A 15,847-nucleotide genomic window follows, 5' to 3' on the forward strand; every position below is an offset into this window, starting at 1 on the left:
GATAGGATGAGTAAAGGCGTTCTTCAGTATGATGTTGGAGAGCAGGTTGAATTATTTCTCTTAATAAAAAGTGCGACAAAGGGAATTGCAAGCAACGGAAAGCCCTTTTTAACACTTATATTGCAGGATAAGAGCGGCGATATTGAAGCAAAGCTTTGGGATGCAAGTAATGATGATGAAAAAAACTATGTAGCTCAGAATATCGTTAAAGTAATGGGTGATATCCAAAATTACAGGGGAAGAAGTCAACTTAAGATTCGGCAAATCCGACCGTCATCACAGGTTGACCAAGTAAAATTGGCTGACTTTATTGAAACAGCCCCAGTAAGCCGTGAAGAGATGACTAGTAAGCTTACACAGTATATTTTTGAAATGAAAAATCCAAATATCCAAAGAATTACTAGGCATTTAATCAAAAAATATCAAAATGAATTTTTAGAGTATCCTGCTGCTACTAAAAACCACCATGAGTTTGTATCAGGGCTGGCTTTTCACGTTATAAGTATGTTGGATTTGGCAAAGTCAATCGCCTCTCTTTATCCAAGTCTTGATAAGGACCTCTTGTATGCTGGAGTTATTTTGCATGATTTAGGGAAAGTGGTGGAGCTTTCGGGTCCAATTTCAACGGTTTATACAATAGAAGGAAACTTACTGGGTCATATTACGATCATGGTCAATGAAATTGGTAAAGCCGCTGATGAATTAAATATTGCTGGGGAAGAGGTTATGATTCTCCAACACCTAGTTTTGAGCCACCATGGCAAAGCAGAATGGGGAAGCCCTAAACCACCTTTAATTAAGGAAGCAGAAATTCTGCACTATATTGATAATATCGATGCCAAAATGAATATGCTTGATCGAGCATTGGAGAGAGTGAAGCCTGGAGAATTTTCGGAGCGTATCTTTGCACTGGACAACCGCTCATTTTACAAGCCTGTTTTTCATAAATAGTCTTGGACAGCCCCATTTATTGGGGTATTTTTTTTGCCCATTATGAAAAAAATGCGCATTTTTTTGAATTAATTCGAATATGTTGATAAAAAATGGACAACCATTCACAAGTGAAAGGAGCAATTAAAGATGATCCCGATTTGGGTGTATGCAGTTGTAGCAGGAATCATTATCAGTGCAGTCATGGCAATAAAAACAGGCCGAGAAGAGCGTGTTTTTGAACTTGAGAATATAGAAAAGGAAGGGGAGGTCTATATGAAGCGCCTGGAGGATGAAAAAGAAACACGTGAAACCCAAAAAGTAATGGGGACTGAATAAATGAAAAGGATAAAAGCAAATGCTTTTATCCTTAATTTTTTTGCAGACTAAGTTTTATATTATTGTCCTGTTGTTACTCCGCCAGCTCCGCCAGCTCCACCGGCTCCGCCAGCAGCATTGCCGCTGGATGTAGCAGGATTAAGCGCATCTTTTAGTGCTGAGTCATCAACTTTTACGTTGGCAGCTTTGAGTTCTTTTTGTATTCTTGCATTAATAATATCGTTTGTAAGCTTAGACTCTTTAACAGCGGTGATGATATCCTTTTTCATTGCATTATAGGATTTCTTCGGTTTCTCGCCAGTTTTTTGAATAATATGATAGCCATATTGTGATTTAACTGGTGCACTGATTTCGTTTACTTTAAGAGCAAATGCAGCCTTTTCAAAGTCAGGATCCATCTTGCCTGTTCCAAACCAGCCAAGATCGCCGCCTTTATCTTTCGTACCTGTATCTGTTGAGTATTTTTTAGCCAAATCCTCAAATTTTGCCCCAGCATCAAGTTGTTTTTTCACATCATTGGCAGTAGCTTCATCAGCCACAAGAATATGTCTTGCTTTAATATCAGGTTTATAGTTATTGTAGTAATCCTTTAATTCTTTATCCGTAACCTTTACATCCTGCATGGCAGCCTTTTCTTGGAGCATACCAACCTTCATAGTTTCCTTAAGGTCACTCTCGTTTTTATATCCATATTGAGCTAAGGCCATTTGGAAGTTTGACCCTAAATCGGTTTTAAGCTGGGATACCTTAGCGTTAAGCTCCTTGTCAGTAACAGTATACTTTTTTGAAAGAACCTTTTCATAAAGAAGCTGCTGCAAGGCTTGAGTCCCAATCTTATCTTTCATCATCGTATAAAGCTCGTCCTTCGTAACGTTTCCTGCACTACTTTGAGCTACGTTGCTTGAAGAAGCACTACATGCACTTAAGGCTAGTACTCCACTTGTTAAAGTGAGAGCCAACATCCATTTTTTCATCAACAAATCTCTCCTAAAGTATATATTCGATTACAATACAATTTTTACTATAACATAAACCTTTGTGACTTCAAAAAGATATACCATATTTATGTAGTACTTTTTATGGAAAAATGCTCGGATTAGAGATAATTGGGTACTAACCCATCCCAATTTTTTAGGAAATACATATGATAAAAAAAAGATAAGGAGGTGGAATTATGTCTGGTGGTTACGCTGGAGGAGGATTTGCATTAATTGTTGTCCTCTTTATCTTATTGATTATTATCGGAGCCTCTTGGGTTTATTAATCTGAGTTTCCAAACGGGAAAAGCGGTGAGGACGATCTCAGCGCTTTTTCTTTTTATGTGAACAAATTTTCTATATAGGAGGATACAAGAAGGATGGTTATTAAGATATTAATTGTTCTAAACACTTTATTTTGCCGTTCTTCAGGTATGTCCTTTTGAATACATAAAGAGTTTGTCATCTTGTTCACATAGTATAGTATGGTAACAGCCATCACAATAAAAATGGAGATCATCAAAGATTCCCTCCCTTGTGTAAAATATTTTATTTAATGGGAGAGCACCTTTTAAAATAAAAAAAGACCCACCATATTCTTCATGAATACTACGATAACAAAAATAATTAAAAAAAGATAGCTTAAAAAGATTTAAACGTAAAATTAGTAGAATTATAAGGTGTAAATGTGAGAAAATGGTAAGCGGAATCACCCACGGTTAAAGAGAAATCAATAAAAAGCATCTCTTTAAAAAAATCGTTTACCTCTATGATGTTTAGGTGAATAATGAATTATAATATGGAAAAGGTCTGAAATGAGGTTGTATTATGGATGAACGTGAGCTCTTAAAACGAATCCAACTGCTGGAATATCATCAAAAACTATTGTTAAAGCTAGTAAACAATCCAAAATTGGAATTTAATAAACTAATTATTGAAAAAGGGATTTCAGAGCAGGAAGTAAAAAACTTCTTCAAATTGTGTGAAGAAATGTGCAAAAAAATGGAAGCACAAAAAGCGGAAGGTTTTGTCTATTTTAGTCCGCTTTTTGATGAATTTTCTACTTCCTTACCACTTACTCTCCAAACAGAAGAAGTAATACAAGCTTGCCTTAGCCAGAATCTATTTGAGTCGCTCATGCTTGATTTCAAAAAATACATTTAACTTTTACACTAATTCTTGTTCTGAGTTCTGAATTTTTACAAGCTTGCCATTTTCCTCTGTAAATTCATTTTCAACATTATTAAATGACTTTTCGAAAATTTCCATGAAGTCATCGCCGTAAATATTGCGGACGATTGCCATCATTTCAATAATATCAGGGAACTTTCCATAAAGTTCCTTTAGCGGTAATGCCCCAGATACCACAGAATTAGTCGTCGGGTTATAGTTTTCCATTAACCGCAACAAGATGTCTTCACCTTCAGGAGTAAGTTCAATGTACGTGTTACGTTTGTCATTTTCTTTTTTAGAAAATTTAAGTAAACCTCTTTCCTCTAATTTTTTCGAAAAATTGAATGCTGTGGATACATGCATAACCCCAAATTTTGCAACGTCTGAGATTGAAGCACCATGTAAATGGTACGCAATCCAAAGAATATGATGTTCATTAATGTTTAGATCAAAAGGTTTGATCCACTGCTGCCAATCCTTCTCAATTGATTTCCACAATGCTTTACTTAATTGTGCAATTCGCTGGCTAAATAGCATCGCTTCTTTCATGGAATATTGTTTCTCAGCCATCCCCAATTTCACCTACTTTTTTATTTCTCTATTAATATTATGCCAATAAAACAAAGATTAATAAAGATGTTAATTTACAAAATTTTTAGAAATTATTTTAGTCACTAAAACATCCTATGTTACGTTTTTAAAAGTTGTTATATAAATGGATGTATTTAAAAATAATTAGTTATCAATTTAATAATAAATAGTTTTCTCGAATATTTCCACTTTTTTTGAAAGTTTTGTTAACATTTAATATTCAGATATTGAATGTTAAATGTTTTTAGAATATATTGGGCTCATATGAAGACACAAAACCACATATAAATGGGAGAACAGCTTCTTTAAGTAAGGGAGGTTTGCCAATGGTCACTACAGCAATCATTTTATTCATTGTTAGTGCGTTATTATTTATGGCAACCATATATTATGGGCTGGCATTTTTAAGACCGGGTGTATATCCTCCAAAACAAGTTTTAAAGAGCAGAGCCCTGGCGTCAGGGAGTGCTGGAGGAATTTTGCTGATCATCGGAATCCTTATTTTTATCATTTGGTAAGCTTATATAAAAAAAGAACCTGAGAAAGGTTCTTTTTTCTGTTACAGCCAGCTACGTACTGGTGTACTTACTTTTGAGCAAGTGATTGTGAAGTTAATTTTGTTCTTTTCACAATGGAAAGAGCAATTGGGTAGATAACTATCATTGCGATTGTGTTAATAACTGCAGCTGGTAATACGACAGCAGCAAATAATCCAGTGAATGCACCAGGTAATCCAACAATGAAATATGCAGATGTTAAAAATGCTATCCCTGAAATAATCGTTCCAACCGCTGTTAGGATTGCAACACTAACAATGTTGTTGCGGAATTTGTTCAAAGATAGGAATAATCCAAAGAAAACAAAAGATGTGACAAATTTATCAATAATGTTTGGAATTAAGCCGCCAGGGAATGTTGTTGTAATCCCTGAAATTAAGCCAGTAACGATCCCTAAAAGCAGAACACTTTTAAAATCTGGAAAAAGAATAATTCCTAAAAACATCATTGCCAACATCATATCCGGTTTCATTCCAAGAAAAATTCCAGGTATTACAGCATGTAACACTGCCCCAATTCCCACCAAAAGTGCAAGAGCAACTAAATTCTTCGTATTCATTTCTCATCTCTCCTCAGCTATTCTAATAATTTTATTTGGTTTCTCCTGCAGTGCACTCATTGCCTGCAGCGAAAAACTTGATAGTATTATAGCATACTATTTTAAAAGGATAAAGTAATAAATTTTCAGTTAATTTACTGTTCCAAAATGGATGGAGGGGTCTTTAAAAACCTTAACCGATAGGCGTTCATTGCCGTTTCTCCAAGTTGATTGAGAAGATTATGATTGGCATAGGCACCCACAAATGCGCCGATACCGGGCACAAGCTGGAGTAATTTGGCAAAGTCGATATAATCCCTGTATTCTTGTTGAAACTTGCGCCAATCCATATCAGCAAGGAGACTTTTCTGGTTCTCCCAATCTTCAATAATGGATAACGTTTCCTTTCGAGTTAGATTGCTTGAAAAGGCAAGCTGAAATACATGAAGAATAAATAATCTTTCTGTATATTCCTTTGTATCAAACCCGTATATTGAAGCCAGTTCATAAAGGAACTTCATTTTTATCGTTAGTAATAAAGGAAAATCAGCCAGACCAAGGAGAATCCCCCCGCACCGGTCTGGCACCCTCCACCAAGGCCGTTTTTTGATAAAGGGCTATTTTTTTTCTGGCTAAATCATCTTTTTCAGCAAGTGATAACCCCTGGGCCTGATTTCTGGGGGTAGTGATTTGTGATCCGGCTAAAGTAACTTTGACCATCTGCTTTATACTCTCAGTTACAGCTTGGTGTACCTTATCAGGGATCAGATCAGTGATTTTCCCTTGTGCCTTTTTGGACATTCTAGCCATAATTCCCGACCGTTTCACGAGCTTGTGCTTCCATAATAGAATTTCCTCATAAACTTTTAACTCATAATCGTTCATAATCCCCCAACCTTTACGGAGTATTTTGGGTCTCAAGACAAGAGGTGAAAAACGACATTTCATTCAGACTTAAATCTGTTTTTATTATAAATAAATACAAAAATGTAGCTGAATGCACTTCCTGCAAGCAATTCAATTAAAGCACTCGACCATTGACCTTTGAACAAAAGAATGACCGTAAAGAGAACGGTTTGAACAATTAAAACCACCATTAATAAGGAATAAAAGGCGGTTTTTTTATAACTTGCCTGGACTGGATACAACTCGACCCAAATTTTACTTTGATGATGGTTCCAAAGCGGCAATAGTTGAAAACCAGTTAAGTATAAAAACAAAACCGCTATCAATATTTGTCCAGGTCCAAAGGAAAGGAAATAAATCGCCAGTCCTCCAATAATTGTTAATCTGATAAATAGGCCAAGATAGTCACCAGAGCGAAGAAAGGTTCTGACGAATAAGTATTGGAAGGTTTTCTCCTGAGAAAAACCCATTGGCTTTACAAGCAAATCCAGCCATTTTCTCCGTTTGACTGTATCTTTAAGCATTGGAACATCTGTAAAAAGATTAGCCAGTCGATAAAAGGAATTCATCCGTTTTTCTTCTTGGCTAATTAATAAATCCCATTTTAAACTACTGTTTTTTGTTGATTTATAAAAGAATCGATAGTATAAAGCCATGACAACAGCAATCAAAAGTAAAATTAGTGGATTTGCCTGCTTAAATAATAAAAAGGCAAATGTAGTATTAATAAAGTAGCGAACGATCCCATCCCATCGGTAAACAGCAGGATGGATAAAATATTGTATTCGCCAGCTGCTAGCCAAATTCCAAGCCTTAAGCGCCAGAAGCATAATTAAAAAAGTGAAAAAAGGGCGGAACCCACTGGTGCTTACCCTGGCATACATGGGCATGAAGACTGCGAGAACCAATAATAATATGTACCCTTGATAAATAAGACTAACGATCCCGGAACGGTAAAAATACCGTTTCATTTTGTTTTCAAGCGGCAGTAAAAACACTTGATCGGCTTCCAGTAAAAAGTTATAAACGGGGCTGTAGGTGAGAAAAAGCCCAATGAAAACTGCCATAATGATTTCTGCCGGAAAATGCTCTGGCAGCCCTTTTACCCAGTTTTGATAATAGTAGGCAGCTGCCCCAATTAAAAAGACTAATACAATCATTAAATGGCCATTAAAGATATAACGGAGATATTTCCCCAAATCTTTTGTTCGCTGGCTAAAACGGTCTCTCCAAAGTTTATGATCATCAAACATAATTTTCTTCCTTTGTCAGCTGGATATATAAATCATCTAAAGAAGCATCAGGCATTGAAAATTGCGCTCTTAATTCTTGAAGGGTGCCCTTTGCACGGATTTTCCCTTCATGGAGGATGACAAAGCGATCACAATATTTTTCTGCTGTGGCCAAAATGTGAGTTGAAATTAAAATGCCGGCACCCGCATCTTTCATTTTCTTCATTAAATCCAAGAGGGATTGAATACCCAGCGGGTCAAGCCCAACAAACGGCTCATCCACTATATAAAGGGATGGTTGCACTAAAAAGGCACACATAATCATTACTTTTTGTTTCATTCCTTTTGAAAAATGAGCAGGAAACCAGCTTAGACGTTTTTCCATTCGAAATTCTTTAAGTAATGGTGATATTCTTTCACGATATGAGGCCTCATCTAATCCGTATGCCATAGCCGTCAATTTTAAATGTTCCTCCAGAGTGAGCTCATCGTATAAAACAGGTGTTTCAGGGATATAGGTAATCAATTTTCGATAAGCTTCTTTTTCCTTGTTAAAGGAGAGTCCGTTGATCTTAATTTCTCCATGATGGGGTTCCATCAGACCAATAATATGTTTTATGGTCGTACTTTTTCCGGCACCGTTCAAGCCAATGAGGCCGACCATCTCCTTATTGTTAATTTCAAATGAGATGTCCTTTAAAACGGGGTTTCTTGTATATCCACCCGTTAAATTTTCAATTGATAATAAAGACATTCGCAACGTCCTTCCTATTCTTTATGCTTTTATTTTAACAAATCATCATAAGGTAAAAAAGAAATTGAAATAAATCGAAATTCTTTTGTATATTCTTCTCCCAAACGGACATCATAATATTCGAAGGGGAACAAAAAAAGTGATGATAACTTCATCGCAAAAATTGAAATGAGGTGTTGGTCGCAGACCAGTTTCCTTCAATTCATTAGCTTCAAGAACGTTCCAAAAAAGGGGATGGTTGTTTTGCACAAAGTGTATTGTAACCATTTGATGAACCATTTAGCTTTTTGAAATAAACAACTTCAAATGAGGTGTTTATCAAAGACCATCAACCGTTTAACACTTTATACGTTGTGAAAACATATGAAGAAGATTAGGGGATGGTAAGCTTGAACAGTAATCGCTCTTTATAAGAAACACTACATGATAAATGAGGTGTTTATCAAAGAAAGAGACCTAATTGAACGATAACTTAAGAAGCAAAGAGTTTCCCTTCAAGAAGGCAGGATTCTACGGATCCTGTCTTTCTTTTTTTCTTATGATTGATAAAATCAATAATAAACATAATTTGGAAAGGTTGTGCAAAATGAGCGATTGTATTTTTTGCAAAATTATAAATGGAGAAATTCCATCCTCAAAGGTATTTGAAAATGAACATGTTCTTGCTTTTCTGGACATCAGTCAAGTAACTAAAGGGCATACACTCATAATTCCAAAAGTACATAAAGAAAACTTATTTGAACTAACACCTGAAATGGCAAAAAATATATTTGAAGTGGTTCCTAAGATTGCCAATGCTTTAAAAACAGAGTATGAACCAGTTGGCTTAAATCTTGTTAACAATAATGGAGAGCAAGCAGGCCAAACTGTTTTCCATTTCCATATGCATTTAATCCCTCGTTACGGGAAAGGTGATGGTTTTGGTGCTGTTTGGAAAAATAATCAAAGTGATTATTCACCAAATCAGCTGCAGGAAATGGCGGAAGGCATTCGTAAGCGTTTATAAATTTAGGAAAGCAAAAAGGCTGAGATTTCCTCAGCCTTTTTATTTAAATTAAGAAACATTGCGAAGTGTTTAAAAAATGATGAATCCCTTGGCACCATCTGATCACACTTCTAATAGTGTATATGTTGTCGTGTAAGAAGGGCTGGAGAATATTTGGTGCTGTGGCTGAGCTCCGATTTCCTCTGCTTGTTTGTTATGGGCGCCTTTAAACGAAGATGAATTTTTCCAATTAGAGAATGCTGTTTCGTTTTCCCAAACCGTTAAAACAATGTAAGTATTGGAAGAAAGCGGCCGAAGAACCCTGATAGCAATAAATCCTGGTTCATTTTCAATTTGTTTTGACCTGTTTTTAAAACGATATTCAAAGATTGGACGACCTTCGTCAGTAACAGGAATATTATTAAAAATAACAAACCCCTCAATTCCGATACTCCCTGAGGAATCAAGCACTTCGTATTTTCTGGGTTCTTTGAAGACTGTTTCACCTTCGGTTTCGTGCAACAACAAGGCAGTATCATCATTTTCCATGATTGCAATACTTTCTTGAGAGTTCTTTGCTTTGATTGTTTTTAAATATCCCAAGGTTCCTACTGTAATATAAACATTCATCATTAACACCTCCTTTTATTTAAAGGTAACAATCTTATCTTTTAATTTAAACAAATTTGTAAACTTAAAAACGACTTTTTTTTGACAGTTAAGAATGGAATCTACCCAAGGATTTGAATAATCGATATAGTGAATACAACTGCATATGATTAATTTTAATACTATTAGCAAAAGCAAAGGCTACTTGTACCAAGTTTTACTTTATTATCAGATATATTACAATGTTAGCAGATAAGTCTTGAAAGGTGGATATTTTTAATGGCAAAACCAATTAACGATACGTTACTAAAAGCAGCAAGAGGAGAAAAGACCGATTACGTACCTGTTTGGTATATGAGACAGGCAGGGCGCTCCCAACCGAAATACAGAGAAATCAAAGAAAAATATTCGCTGTTTGAAATTACACACCAGCCTGAGCTATGTGCTTATGTGACAAGGCTTCCTGTTGAAAATTATAATGTTGATGCTGCTATTCTTTATAAGGATATTATGACACCGCTTCCTGCCATAGGAGTCGATGTTGAAATTAAAGGCGGTGTAGGACCCGTCATCTCCAATCCAATCAAATCCTTAGCGGATGTTGAAAAACTAGGAGAAATAAACCCTGAACAAGATGTTCCATATGTACTCGATACCATTAAACTTTTAGTCGAAGAACAATTATCTGTTCCGTTAATTGGTTTTTCAGGTGCTCCGTTTACCTTGGCGAGTTATATGCTCGAGGGTGGTCCCTCTCGGAATTATAATAAAACAAAAGCGTTTATGTATACAGAACCAGTTGCCTGGTTTGCTTTAATGGATAAACTTGCTGATATGATTGTCACATATGTAAAAGCTCAAATCCATGCAGGGGCAAAAGCCATACAAATTTTTGATTCATGGGTTGGTGCCTTAAATGTGGAAGATTATCGCTTTTTTATCAAACCAATTATGGACAAGATTTTTTCAAGACTTCGTGAAGAAAATGCCCCGCTTATCATGTTTGGAGTAGGTGCAAGTCATTTAGCGTTAGAATGGAATGATCTTCCGCTTGATGTCGTTGGTTTGGATTGGCGCATGCCGATTCGGGAGGCAAGAGAATTAGGAATTCAAAAAAACTTGCAGGGTAATTTAGACCCAGCTATTCTTTTAGCCCCATGGGAAGTGATTGAAGAGAAGACAAAAGCCATCTTAGACCAAGGCATGGCGCAAGATGGGTATATTTTTAACCTAGGACATGGTGTATTCCCACAGGTTAATCCAGATGTACTGAAGAGATTAACTGCATTTATTCATGACTATTCCGCTAGTAAGTGAGAAAATGTAGGGTTTCTTTCATCTCGACATTTATAAAATTGGTAAACTGACCATTTTTTTGGCACAATATAGGGAGCAATGACTAAAAGAGGGGATTATTGTCGTGCTCCCCTCTTTTCTATGGTGTCATCGATAAAATGGCTTTTTATAGTCAATTTTATGTGGACCCACTAGGACTTGAAACGAGGTGCTAAACAAATTGACAAAAAAGAAAATGGGTTTGCTTGTTATGGCATATGGAACCCCTTATAAATTGGAAGATCTTGACCGCTATTATACACATATTCGACATGGACGCAGGCCCTCTCCTGAAATGATTGAGGACTTGAGGAATCGATACGAGGCGATCGGCGGTATTTCTCCTCTTCGCGAATAACCCTTGAGCAAGCGGAAAAATTGGAGAAACAGCTTAATAAGGTCCAAAATGAGATAGAGTTTAAAATGTATCTAGGTTTGAAACATATTGAACCGTTTATTGAAGATACAGTAAAACAGATGCATGAAGATGGTATTGAAGAGGCCGTTAGTATCGTGCTTGCTCCTCATTTTTCTAGCTTCAGCGTTAAATCATATAATGACAGAGTCAAAGAAGAAGCAGAGAAGATAGGCGGCCCGAGATTTATCTCTGTTGAAAGTTGGTATGATGAGCCTAAATTTATTGACTATTGGGCAGAAAAAGTTAAGCAAATTTATGAGCAAATGTCGGAAGATGAGAAGAATGATTCCATGATCATTTTTTCTGCTCACAGTTTGCCTGAGAAAATCTTGCAATCTGGTGATCCTTATCCCCATCAGCTTCAAGAAACAGCTGATTTAATTGCTGAACAGGCGGGGATCAAAACCTACACGGTTGGCTGGCAAAGTGCCGGGAAAACACCTGAACCATGGCTTGGACCAGATGTTCAAGATTTAACAAGGGACTTATCTAAAGAACATAACTATAAAGCATATGTATATGTGCCCGTTGGCTTTGTGTGCGAACACCTTGAGGTGCTTTATGATAATGATATTGAATGCAAACGAGTAACAGATGAAGTAGGAGCGAACTACTATCGTCCTGAAATGCCGAATGCGAAAGAAAATTTTATTGATGCATTGTCTACTGTCATTTTGAAGACTGTAGCTGATCGTTAGAATAAACAGCAAGAAATGTGAAAGAGGTGACTTCCGTGAAGGAAGGCAAATACGTAGTTGCGATTGTTGGGGGTGGAATTACTGGACTAACTTCAGCATTTTATCTTCAAAAAATTGCTCAGGAAAAAAATCTTCCCATTGATGTGAAACTGATTGAAGCATCACATCGATTAGGCGGGAAAATGCAAACTGTGGTAAGGGATGGATTTACGATTGAGCGGGGACCTGATTCATTTTTGGCTCGAAAAACGAGTATTGTTAGGCTTGCCAAAGAAGTAGGAATGGAAGACCAGCTTGTACATAATTCAACAGGAAAATCTTATGTTCTTGTAAACAACAAATTATATTCAATGCCTGGCGGTTCAATTATGGGGATCCCAACAGAGGTTGGACCGTTTGTCACAACGGGCCTATTTTCCATTCCCGGCAAAATAAGAGCCGCAGCGGATCTTTTCTTGCCAAAGTCTGAAAGTGGAAAGGATCAATCGCTGGGGGAATTTTTCCGAAGAAGATTAGGAAATGAAGTGGTTGAGAACTTAATTGAGCCGTTATTGTCCGGTATTTATGCTGGTGACCTTGATCAATTAAGCTTATTGGCAACCTATCCGCAATTTTATCAAGTGGAACAAAAATACCGCAGCCTAATCCTGGGGATGAAAAAACAAGGCCCTTCGCAGCCGAAAAGGCAAGAACCGACTGGATCATCAAAAGGTGCTTTCTTAACCTTTAAGAGTGGTCTTCAATCTTTTGCGGATGCGATTGAAGCTAAATTAGAACCTGGCTCTGTAATACGCGGGCATCGTGTCAGCAAGATTTATAAAATAAACGATCAATATGAAGTGTTCTTAAATAATGGGGAAACGCTTATGGCTGATAGTGTGATAGCCGCAACTCCTCATAAAATCACACAGTTAATTTTTAAACAATATCCATTTTTTGATCCATTTAAAAATGTACCTGCTACTTCTGTTGCCACCGTTGCGCTGGCTTTTCCAAAAGAAGCGATTAAAAAGGACATTAATGGAACGGGATTCGTTGTCTCCCGAAACAGTGATTATACAATTACTGCCTGCACCTGGACACATAAGAAATGGGAGCACTCTGCTCCGGAGGGCAAAGTATTGCTTCGTTGTTATGTGGGACGTGCTGGGGATGAGACGGTCGTGGACCTTTCAGATGATCAAATTATTAAGATCGTCCTTGAAGATTTGAGTAAAACGATGGACATTTCGATGGATCCGGATTTTGCTGTTGTTTCTCGTTGGAACAAAGCCATGCCACAGTACACGGTCGGACATAAAGAACGGATTGCCACCATTCGGAAACATGTAGCCGAAGAATTGCCTGGAGTTTTCTTAGCGGGCTCTTCCTATGAAGGGATTGGCGTACCTGATTGCATCGACCAAGGCGAGGCAGCTGTGCAACATGTATTAGACTATTTAAAATTAAATGCTTGAGAAGCTGTTCAATTGTATCGGCTTCTTTTTTTATTTTTTGCAAAAAGTAGGTTGCGAAAGCTTGTCGGTGCTCGATGATGGAGGGGGCAGGGGTAGCATCGGGATGCGGCCAATAGAATTTATTGACGACCTGGAAGATGAAAAAACAGCTAGCAAGGTAGCCAATAGAATTTATTGACGACCGAGTAGACGAAAAAAATAGCTGTCAAGGTCGCCAATAGAGCTTATTGACGACCAGGCAGATAAAAAAATAGCAACCAGGGTAGCCAATAGAGCTTATTGGCGACTTAGAAGAAGAAAAAATCAGATGGCGAGTAGCCAATGAAACTATAGGCCATTACTCATAATATGTCCATTGACCAAACCCCAACATTTGATAATTTTGTTTTAATATTCTTCTATACTTCTTCGTAGACCCAATCCCCCCACACCAATCATAAACCAAATTCGTAGTAATCTTTTTATCAGGAAAAAGAAGTTTCAATTCTTCCACGGACCGTAAAATGGCTGAATCTACATGTTCTTCACAATCGCACTTTTCACAAAATACTTTCCAATCCCCATCATACGTCATAAATGAAAAGCAACGAGAACAGAGGATATGTTTTTTCAACAGATCATACTCATATGGTGGTATTTTGGAATTCGGATTTTTAGGTAGATGCATAGACACTAACTGAGCACCAATTTTTCTGTGCCAGTCAGTTAGTTTTGACGGTTTCTGATTCAGTGTGTTCATTAACCGTTTTAGCTGTGTTGGGAAAATAATCTGTTCGTTCAAGGGAGCTTGGTATAAGGTGAATTCAGGGTTAATGAAGACAAGGTAATCTTCAAGAGGCAGTTGAATATGTAAGCTTCGGAGTAAATCTTGAAGTAAGTTTCGGCATCGGTTTAATTGACCTAGTGGATTTAGAATTTCCTTCTTGGATAAAACCAATTTGAAATTATCTGATTCATAAATATAATCATCTTTATAATTTTTTACTTCAAAAAGGTAAATGGCTTTTTGGGAAATGATTAATGTATCAATTTGGAAAATGGTATTGCTAAATTCAAGGCATAAATCGTTGATAACCAAGATATCATTATGAAGTTCTGCAGTTAATTGATCAAACATTACTTCGCCTTGATAGCCTTTTTCCAGATTTATATTGTGCTTTTTTTCTTCTTCTGATAAATCTGCTCGAGTGTTTAATGACCTCATAACGCTTAACTCATGTGAAACGGACCTTTGCTTAACTATTTCCATAACCCACTTCCTCTCCATTAACGAACGATACCTTCATTTTACAAATAAAATTGCGAAATTTTTGAAAGCATTTATAACGATTTTGTTAATAATGATATTAAAATAAAAAAAGACCAGCCTCATAAGAAGGCTGGTATCCCAATATAAAAAACTTTTGAGGAAGGGTTGTATGAATAGCTGTCATAACAGGGAAGGGAAGTTACCGCTATTACATACAATAAATGTTCTTCATTGACATATTTATTGTAATATAACAGATTGGATGAGTCAACACCTTGTTGTTGTACACTTGCATAAAATCTGAAAAAATGACAAATTGTGAGTATATTATTGATATGGGAGGTAATTTGATGAAACTTACAGTTATAGGATTTTGGGGCGGCTATCCGAAAAAAAATGGAGCCAGTTCAGGCTATTTGCTCGAGCATAATGATTTTAACCTGTTACTCGATTGTGGCAGCGGCATTCTTGCCAAACTGCAGAATGTGCTGCAGCCAGAGGAACTTGATGCAGTAATCCTGTCACATTATCATCCTGACCATATTGCCGATATTGGCGTGTTGCAGCATGCAAGACTGATCCAAGGTCTCCTCGGTAAGAAGATGGACACATTGCCTATTTATGGGCATCATTATGACCAAAGTGAATTTACGAAGCTTACCTATAAAGAAATTACAAAAGGAGTGCCATTTGATCCTGCTGCAAGTCTTGCAGTCGGACCATTTAAAATTACCTTTTTAAAGACGGACCATCCTGTGCCTTGCTATGCAATGAGAATCGAGGCGGACGGAAAAGTGCTTATCTATACTGGTGATGGATCGTATAAAAATGAACTAATTGCTTTTTGTAAAAATGCCGATTTGTTATTGTGTGAATGTAATTTTTATGGAAATCAAAACGGAAAACAAGCAGGACATATGACGAGCCTTGAAACGGGGGAACTCGCTCAAAAAGCAGTGGTTAAACAGTTATGCCTAACCCATCTGCCGCATTATGGCAATACACAAGAGCTAGTAAATGAGGCATCAGGTAAATATACTGGTATAATAAAATTGGCGGAGGAGTTTCTAGCCATTTCACTATAAAGGAGAAAAGATGC

At 36.9% G+C, this 15,847-nt stretch carries 17 protein-coding genes and 2 pseudogenes; 10 read left to right on the forward strand and 9 right to left on the reverse strand.

Translation table 11 applies throughout. The features are described from left to right. The first annotated feature begins 6 nt into the window (after positions 1-6). Both yhaM and RCG17_RS18930 read left to right on the forward strand, forming a co-directional pair. Positions 7-951: a 3'-5' exoribonuclease YhaM gene (gene yhaM, locus RCG17_RS18925; protein ID WP_308171644.1), complete on the forward strand. Its 945-nt coding sequence runs from the start codon at positions 7-9 to the stop codon at positions 949-951. Between the two features lie 129 nt (positions 952-1,080). Further along, the gene (locus RCG17_RS18930) at positions 1,081-1,269 is read left to right on the forward strand and encodes a sporulation YhaL family protein (protein WP_308171645.1); all 189 of its coding nucleotides are present in this window, start codon (positions 1,081-1,083) and stop codon (positions 1,267-1,269) included. Between the two features lie 59 nt (positions 1,270-1,328). Here the strand turns inward: RCG17_RS18930 and RCG17_RS18935 are convergent, their stop codons facing one another. Then, positions 1,329-2,243 (reverse strand): peptidylprolyl isomerase, encoded by a 915-nt coding sequence (locus RCG17_RS18935; RefSeq protein ID WP_308171646.1) that lies wholly within the window; start codon positions 2,241-2,243, stop codon positions 1,329-1,331. A gap of 200 nt (positions 2,244-2,443) precedes the next feature. On the opposite strand from RCG17_RS18935, the gene RCG17_RS18940 reads away from it, so the two are divergent. After that, positions 2,444-2,533, forward strand: coding sequence for a YjcZ family sporulation protein (locus RCG17_RS18940; protein ID WP_308171647.1), 90 nt, complete (start codon positions 2,444-2,446; stop codon positions 2,531-2,533). Between the two features lie 53 nt (positions 2,534-2,586). Here the strand turns inward: RCG17_RS18940 and RCG17_RS18945 are convergent, their stop codons facing one another. Next, positions 2,587-2,766, reverse strand: a complete 180-nt coding sequence (locus tag RCG17_RS18945) for a hypothetical protein (RefSeq protein ID WP_308175885.1) — start codon at positions 2,764-2,766, stop codon at positions 2,587-2,589. Between the two features lie 308 nt (positions 2,767-3,074). Here RCG17_RS18945 and RCG17_RS18950 point away from each other — a divergent pair, with 308 nt between their 5' ends. Further along, on the forward strand, positions 3,075-3,410 hold the full coding sequence (locus tag RCG17_RS18950; protein ID WP_308171648.1) for a DUF1878 family protein: 336 nt from the start codon (positions 3,075-3,077) through the stop codon (positions 3,408-3,410). A gap of 3 nt (positions 3,411-3,413) precedes the next feature. Here the strand turns inward: RCG17_RS18950 and RCG17_RS18955 are convergent, their stop codons facing one another. Next, on the reverse strand, positions 3,414-3,989 hold the full coding sequence (locus RCG17_RS18955; RefSeq protein WP_308171649.1) for an HTH-type transcriptional regulator Hpr: 576 nt from the start codon (positions 3,987-3,989) through the stop codon (positions 3,414-3,416). A gap of 347 nt (positions 3,990-4,336) precedes the next feature. Between RCG17_RS18955 and RCG17_RS18960 the strand changes: the two genes are divergently transcribed. Then, positions 4,337-4,528, forward strand: a complete 192-nt coding sequence (locus RCG17_RS18960; protein ID WP_308171650.1) for a membrane protein YhzF — start codon at positions 4,337-4,339, stop codon at positions 4,526-4,528. Between the two features lie 67 nt (positions 4,529-4,595). Here RCG17_RS18960 and RCG17_RS18965 read toward each other — a convergent pair whose 3' ends face one another. The 4 genes and pseudogenes from RCG17_RS18965 to RCG17_RS18980 form a co-directional block, all read right to left on the reverse strand. After that, complete coding sequence (locus RCG17_RS18965) at positions 4,596-5,126, reverse strand: tryptophan transporter (RefSeq protein WP_308171651.1); 531 nt, start codon at positions 5,124-5,126, stop codon at positions 4,596-4,598. 134 nt (positions 5,127-5,260) lie between these two features. Further along, positions 5,261-5,990, reverse strand: a pseudogene (locus tag RCG17_RS18970) (EcsC family protein). 59 nt (positions 5,991-6,049) lie between these two features. Continuing rightward, the gene (locus RCG17_RS18975) at positions 6,050-7,264 is read right to left on the reverse strand and encodes an ABC transporter permease (protein WP_308171652.1); all 1,215 of its coding nucleotides are present in this window, start codon (positions 7,262-7,264) and stop codon (positions 6,050-6,052) included. After that, complete coding sequence (locus tag RCG17_RS18980; protein ID WP_308171653.1) at positions 7,257-7,997, reverse strand: ABC transporter ATP-binding protein; 741 nt, start codon at positions 7,995-7,997, stop codon at positions 7,257-7,259. Before RCG17_RS18980 ends, RCG17_RS18975 begins: the two co-directional genes overlap by 8 nt. Positions 7,998-8,583: 586 nt before the next feature. Here RCG17_RS18980 and RCG17_RS18985 point away from each other — a divergent pair. Then, positions 8,584-9,003: an HIT family protein gene (locus RCG17_RS18985; RefSeq protein ID WP_308171654.1), complete on the forward strand. Its 420-nt coding sequence runs from the start codon at positions 8,584-8,586 to the stop codon at positions 9,001-9,003. 102 nt (positions 9,004-9,105) lie between these two features. On the opposite strand, the gene RCG17_RS18990 is transcribed toward RCG17_RS18985, so the two are convergent. After that, on the reverse strand, positions 9,106-9,615 hold the full coding sequence (locus tag RCG17_RS18990) for an antibiotic biosynthesis monooxygenase family protein (RefSeq protein ID WP_308171655.1): 510 nt from the start codon (positions 9,613-9,615) through the stop codon (positions 9,106-9,108). Between the two features lie 255 nt (positions 9,616-9,870). Between RCG17_RS18990 and hemE the strand changes: the two genes are divergently transcribed. The 3 genes and pseudogenes from hemE to hemY all read left to right on the forward strand — a co-directional run bounded on the left by hemE (position 9,871) and on the right by hemY (position 13,499). Further along, positions 9,871-10,908: a uroporphyrinogen decarboxylase gene (gene hemE / locus RCG17_RS18995; protein WP_308171656.1), complete on the forward strand. Its 1,038-nt coding sequence runs from the start codon at positions 9,871-9,873 to the stop codon at positions 10,906-10,908. Between the two features lie 199 nt (positions 10,909-11,107). Next, positions 11,108-12,042 (forward strand): annotated as a pseudogene (gene hemH, locus RCG17_RS19000) (ferrochelatase). A 35-nt stretch (positions 12,043-12,077) separates the two neighbouring features. Continuing rightward, positions 12,078-13,499: a protoporphyrinogen oxidase gene (gene hemY, locus RCG17_RS19005; RefSeq protein WP_308171657.1), complete on the forward strand. Its 1,422-nt coding sequence runs from the start codon at positions 12,078-12,080 to the stop codon at positions 13,497-13,499. A 337-nt stretch (positions 13,500-13,836) separates the two neighbouring features. On the opposite strand, the gene RCG17_RS19010 is transcribed toward hemY, so the two are convergent. Continuing rightward, positions 13,837-14,748 carry a nuclease-related domain-containing protein gene (locus tag RCG17_RS19010; protein WP_308171658.1) on the reverse strand — a complete coding sequence of 304 codons (912 nt, stop codon included), beginning with the start codon at positions 14,746-14,748 and terminating at the stop codon, positions 13,837-13,839. A 350-nt stretch (positions 14,749-15,098) separates the two neighbouring features. On the opposite strand from RCG17_RS19010, the gene RCG17_RS19015 reads away from it, so the two are divergent. Further along, positions 15,099-15,833 carry an MBL fold metallo-hydrolase gene (locus tag RCG17_RS19015; protein WP_308171659.1) on the forward strand — a complete coding sequence of 245 codons (735 nt, stop codon included), beginning with the start codon at positions 15,099-15,101 and terminating at the stop codon, positions 15,831-15,833. Positions 15,834-15,847: the final 14 nt, after the last annotated feature.

It is taken from the genome of Neobacillus sp. PS3-12, assembly GCF_030915385.1.
Taxonomy (GTDB): Bacteria; Bacillota; Bacilli; order Bacillales; family Cytobacillaceae; genus JAEVLT01.

Bases quoted from the DNA above. Each gene is read 5' to 3' on its own strand.
- yhaM (WP_308171644.1), top strand. From the start codon at position 7: ATGAGTAAAGGCGTTCTTCAGTATGATGTTGGAGAGCAGGTTGAATTA.
- RCG17_RS18930 (WP_308171645.1), top strand. From the start codon at position 1,081: ATGATCCCGATTTGGGTGTATGCAGTTGTAGCAGGAATCATTATCAGT.
- RCG17_RS18935 (WP_308171646.1), bottom strand. From the start codon at position 2,243: ATGAAAAAATGGATGTTGGCTCTCACTTTAACAAGTGGAGTACTAGCC.
- RCG17_RS18940 (WP_308171647.1), top strand. From the start codon at position 2,444: ATGTCTGGTGGTTACGCTGGAGGAGGATTTGCATTAATTGTTGTCCTC.
- RCG17_RS18945 (WP_308175885.1), bottom strand. From the start codon at position 2,766: ATGATCTCCATTTTTATTGTGATGGCTGTTACCATACTATACTATGTG.
- RCG17_RS18950 (WP_308171648.1), top strand. From the start codon at position 3,075: ATGGATGAACGTGAGCTCTTAAAACGAATCCAACTGCTGGAATATCAT.
- RCG17_RS18955 (WP_308171649.1), bottom strand. From the start codon at position 3,989: ATGGCTGAGAAACAATATTCCATGAAAGAAGCGATGCTATTTAGCCAG.
- RCG17_RS18960 (WP_308171650.1), top strand. From the start codon at position 4,337: ATGGTCACTACAGCAATCATTTTATTCATTGTTAGTGCGTTATTATTT.
- RCG17_RS18965 (WP_308171651.1), bottom strand. From the start codon at position 5,126: ATGAATACGAAGAATTTAGTTGCTCTTGCACTTTTGGTGGGAATTGGG.
- RCG17_RS18975 (WP_308171652.1), bottom strand. From the start codon at position 7,264: ATGTTTGATGATCATAAACTTTGGAGAGACCGTTTTAGCCAGCGAACA.
- RCG17_RS18980 (WP_308171653.1), bottom strand. From the start codon at position 7,997: ATGTCTTTATTATCAATTGAAAATTTAACGGGTGGATATACAAGAAAC.
- RCG17_RS18985 (WP_308171654.1), top strand. From the start codon at position 8,584: ATGAGCGATTGTATTTTTTGCAAAATTATAAATGGAGAAATTCCATCC.
- RCG17_RS18990 (WP_308171655.1), bottom strand. From the start codon at position 9,615: ATGATGAATGTTTATATTACAGTAGGAACCTTGGGATATTTAAAAACA.
- hemE (WP_308171656.1), top strand. From the start codon at position 9,871: ATGGCAAAACCAATTAACGATACGTTACTAAAAGCAGCAAGAGGAGAA.
- RCG17_RS19010 (WP_308171658.1), bottom strand. From the start codon at position 14,748: ATGGAAATAGTTAAGCAAAGGTCCGTTTCACATGAGTTAAGCGTTATG.
- RCG17_RS19015 (WP_308171659.1), top strand. From the start codon at position 15,099: ATGAAACTTACAGTTATAGGATTTTGGGGCGGCTATCCGAAAAAAAAT.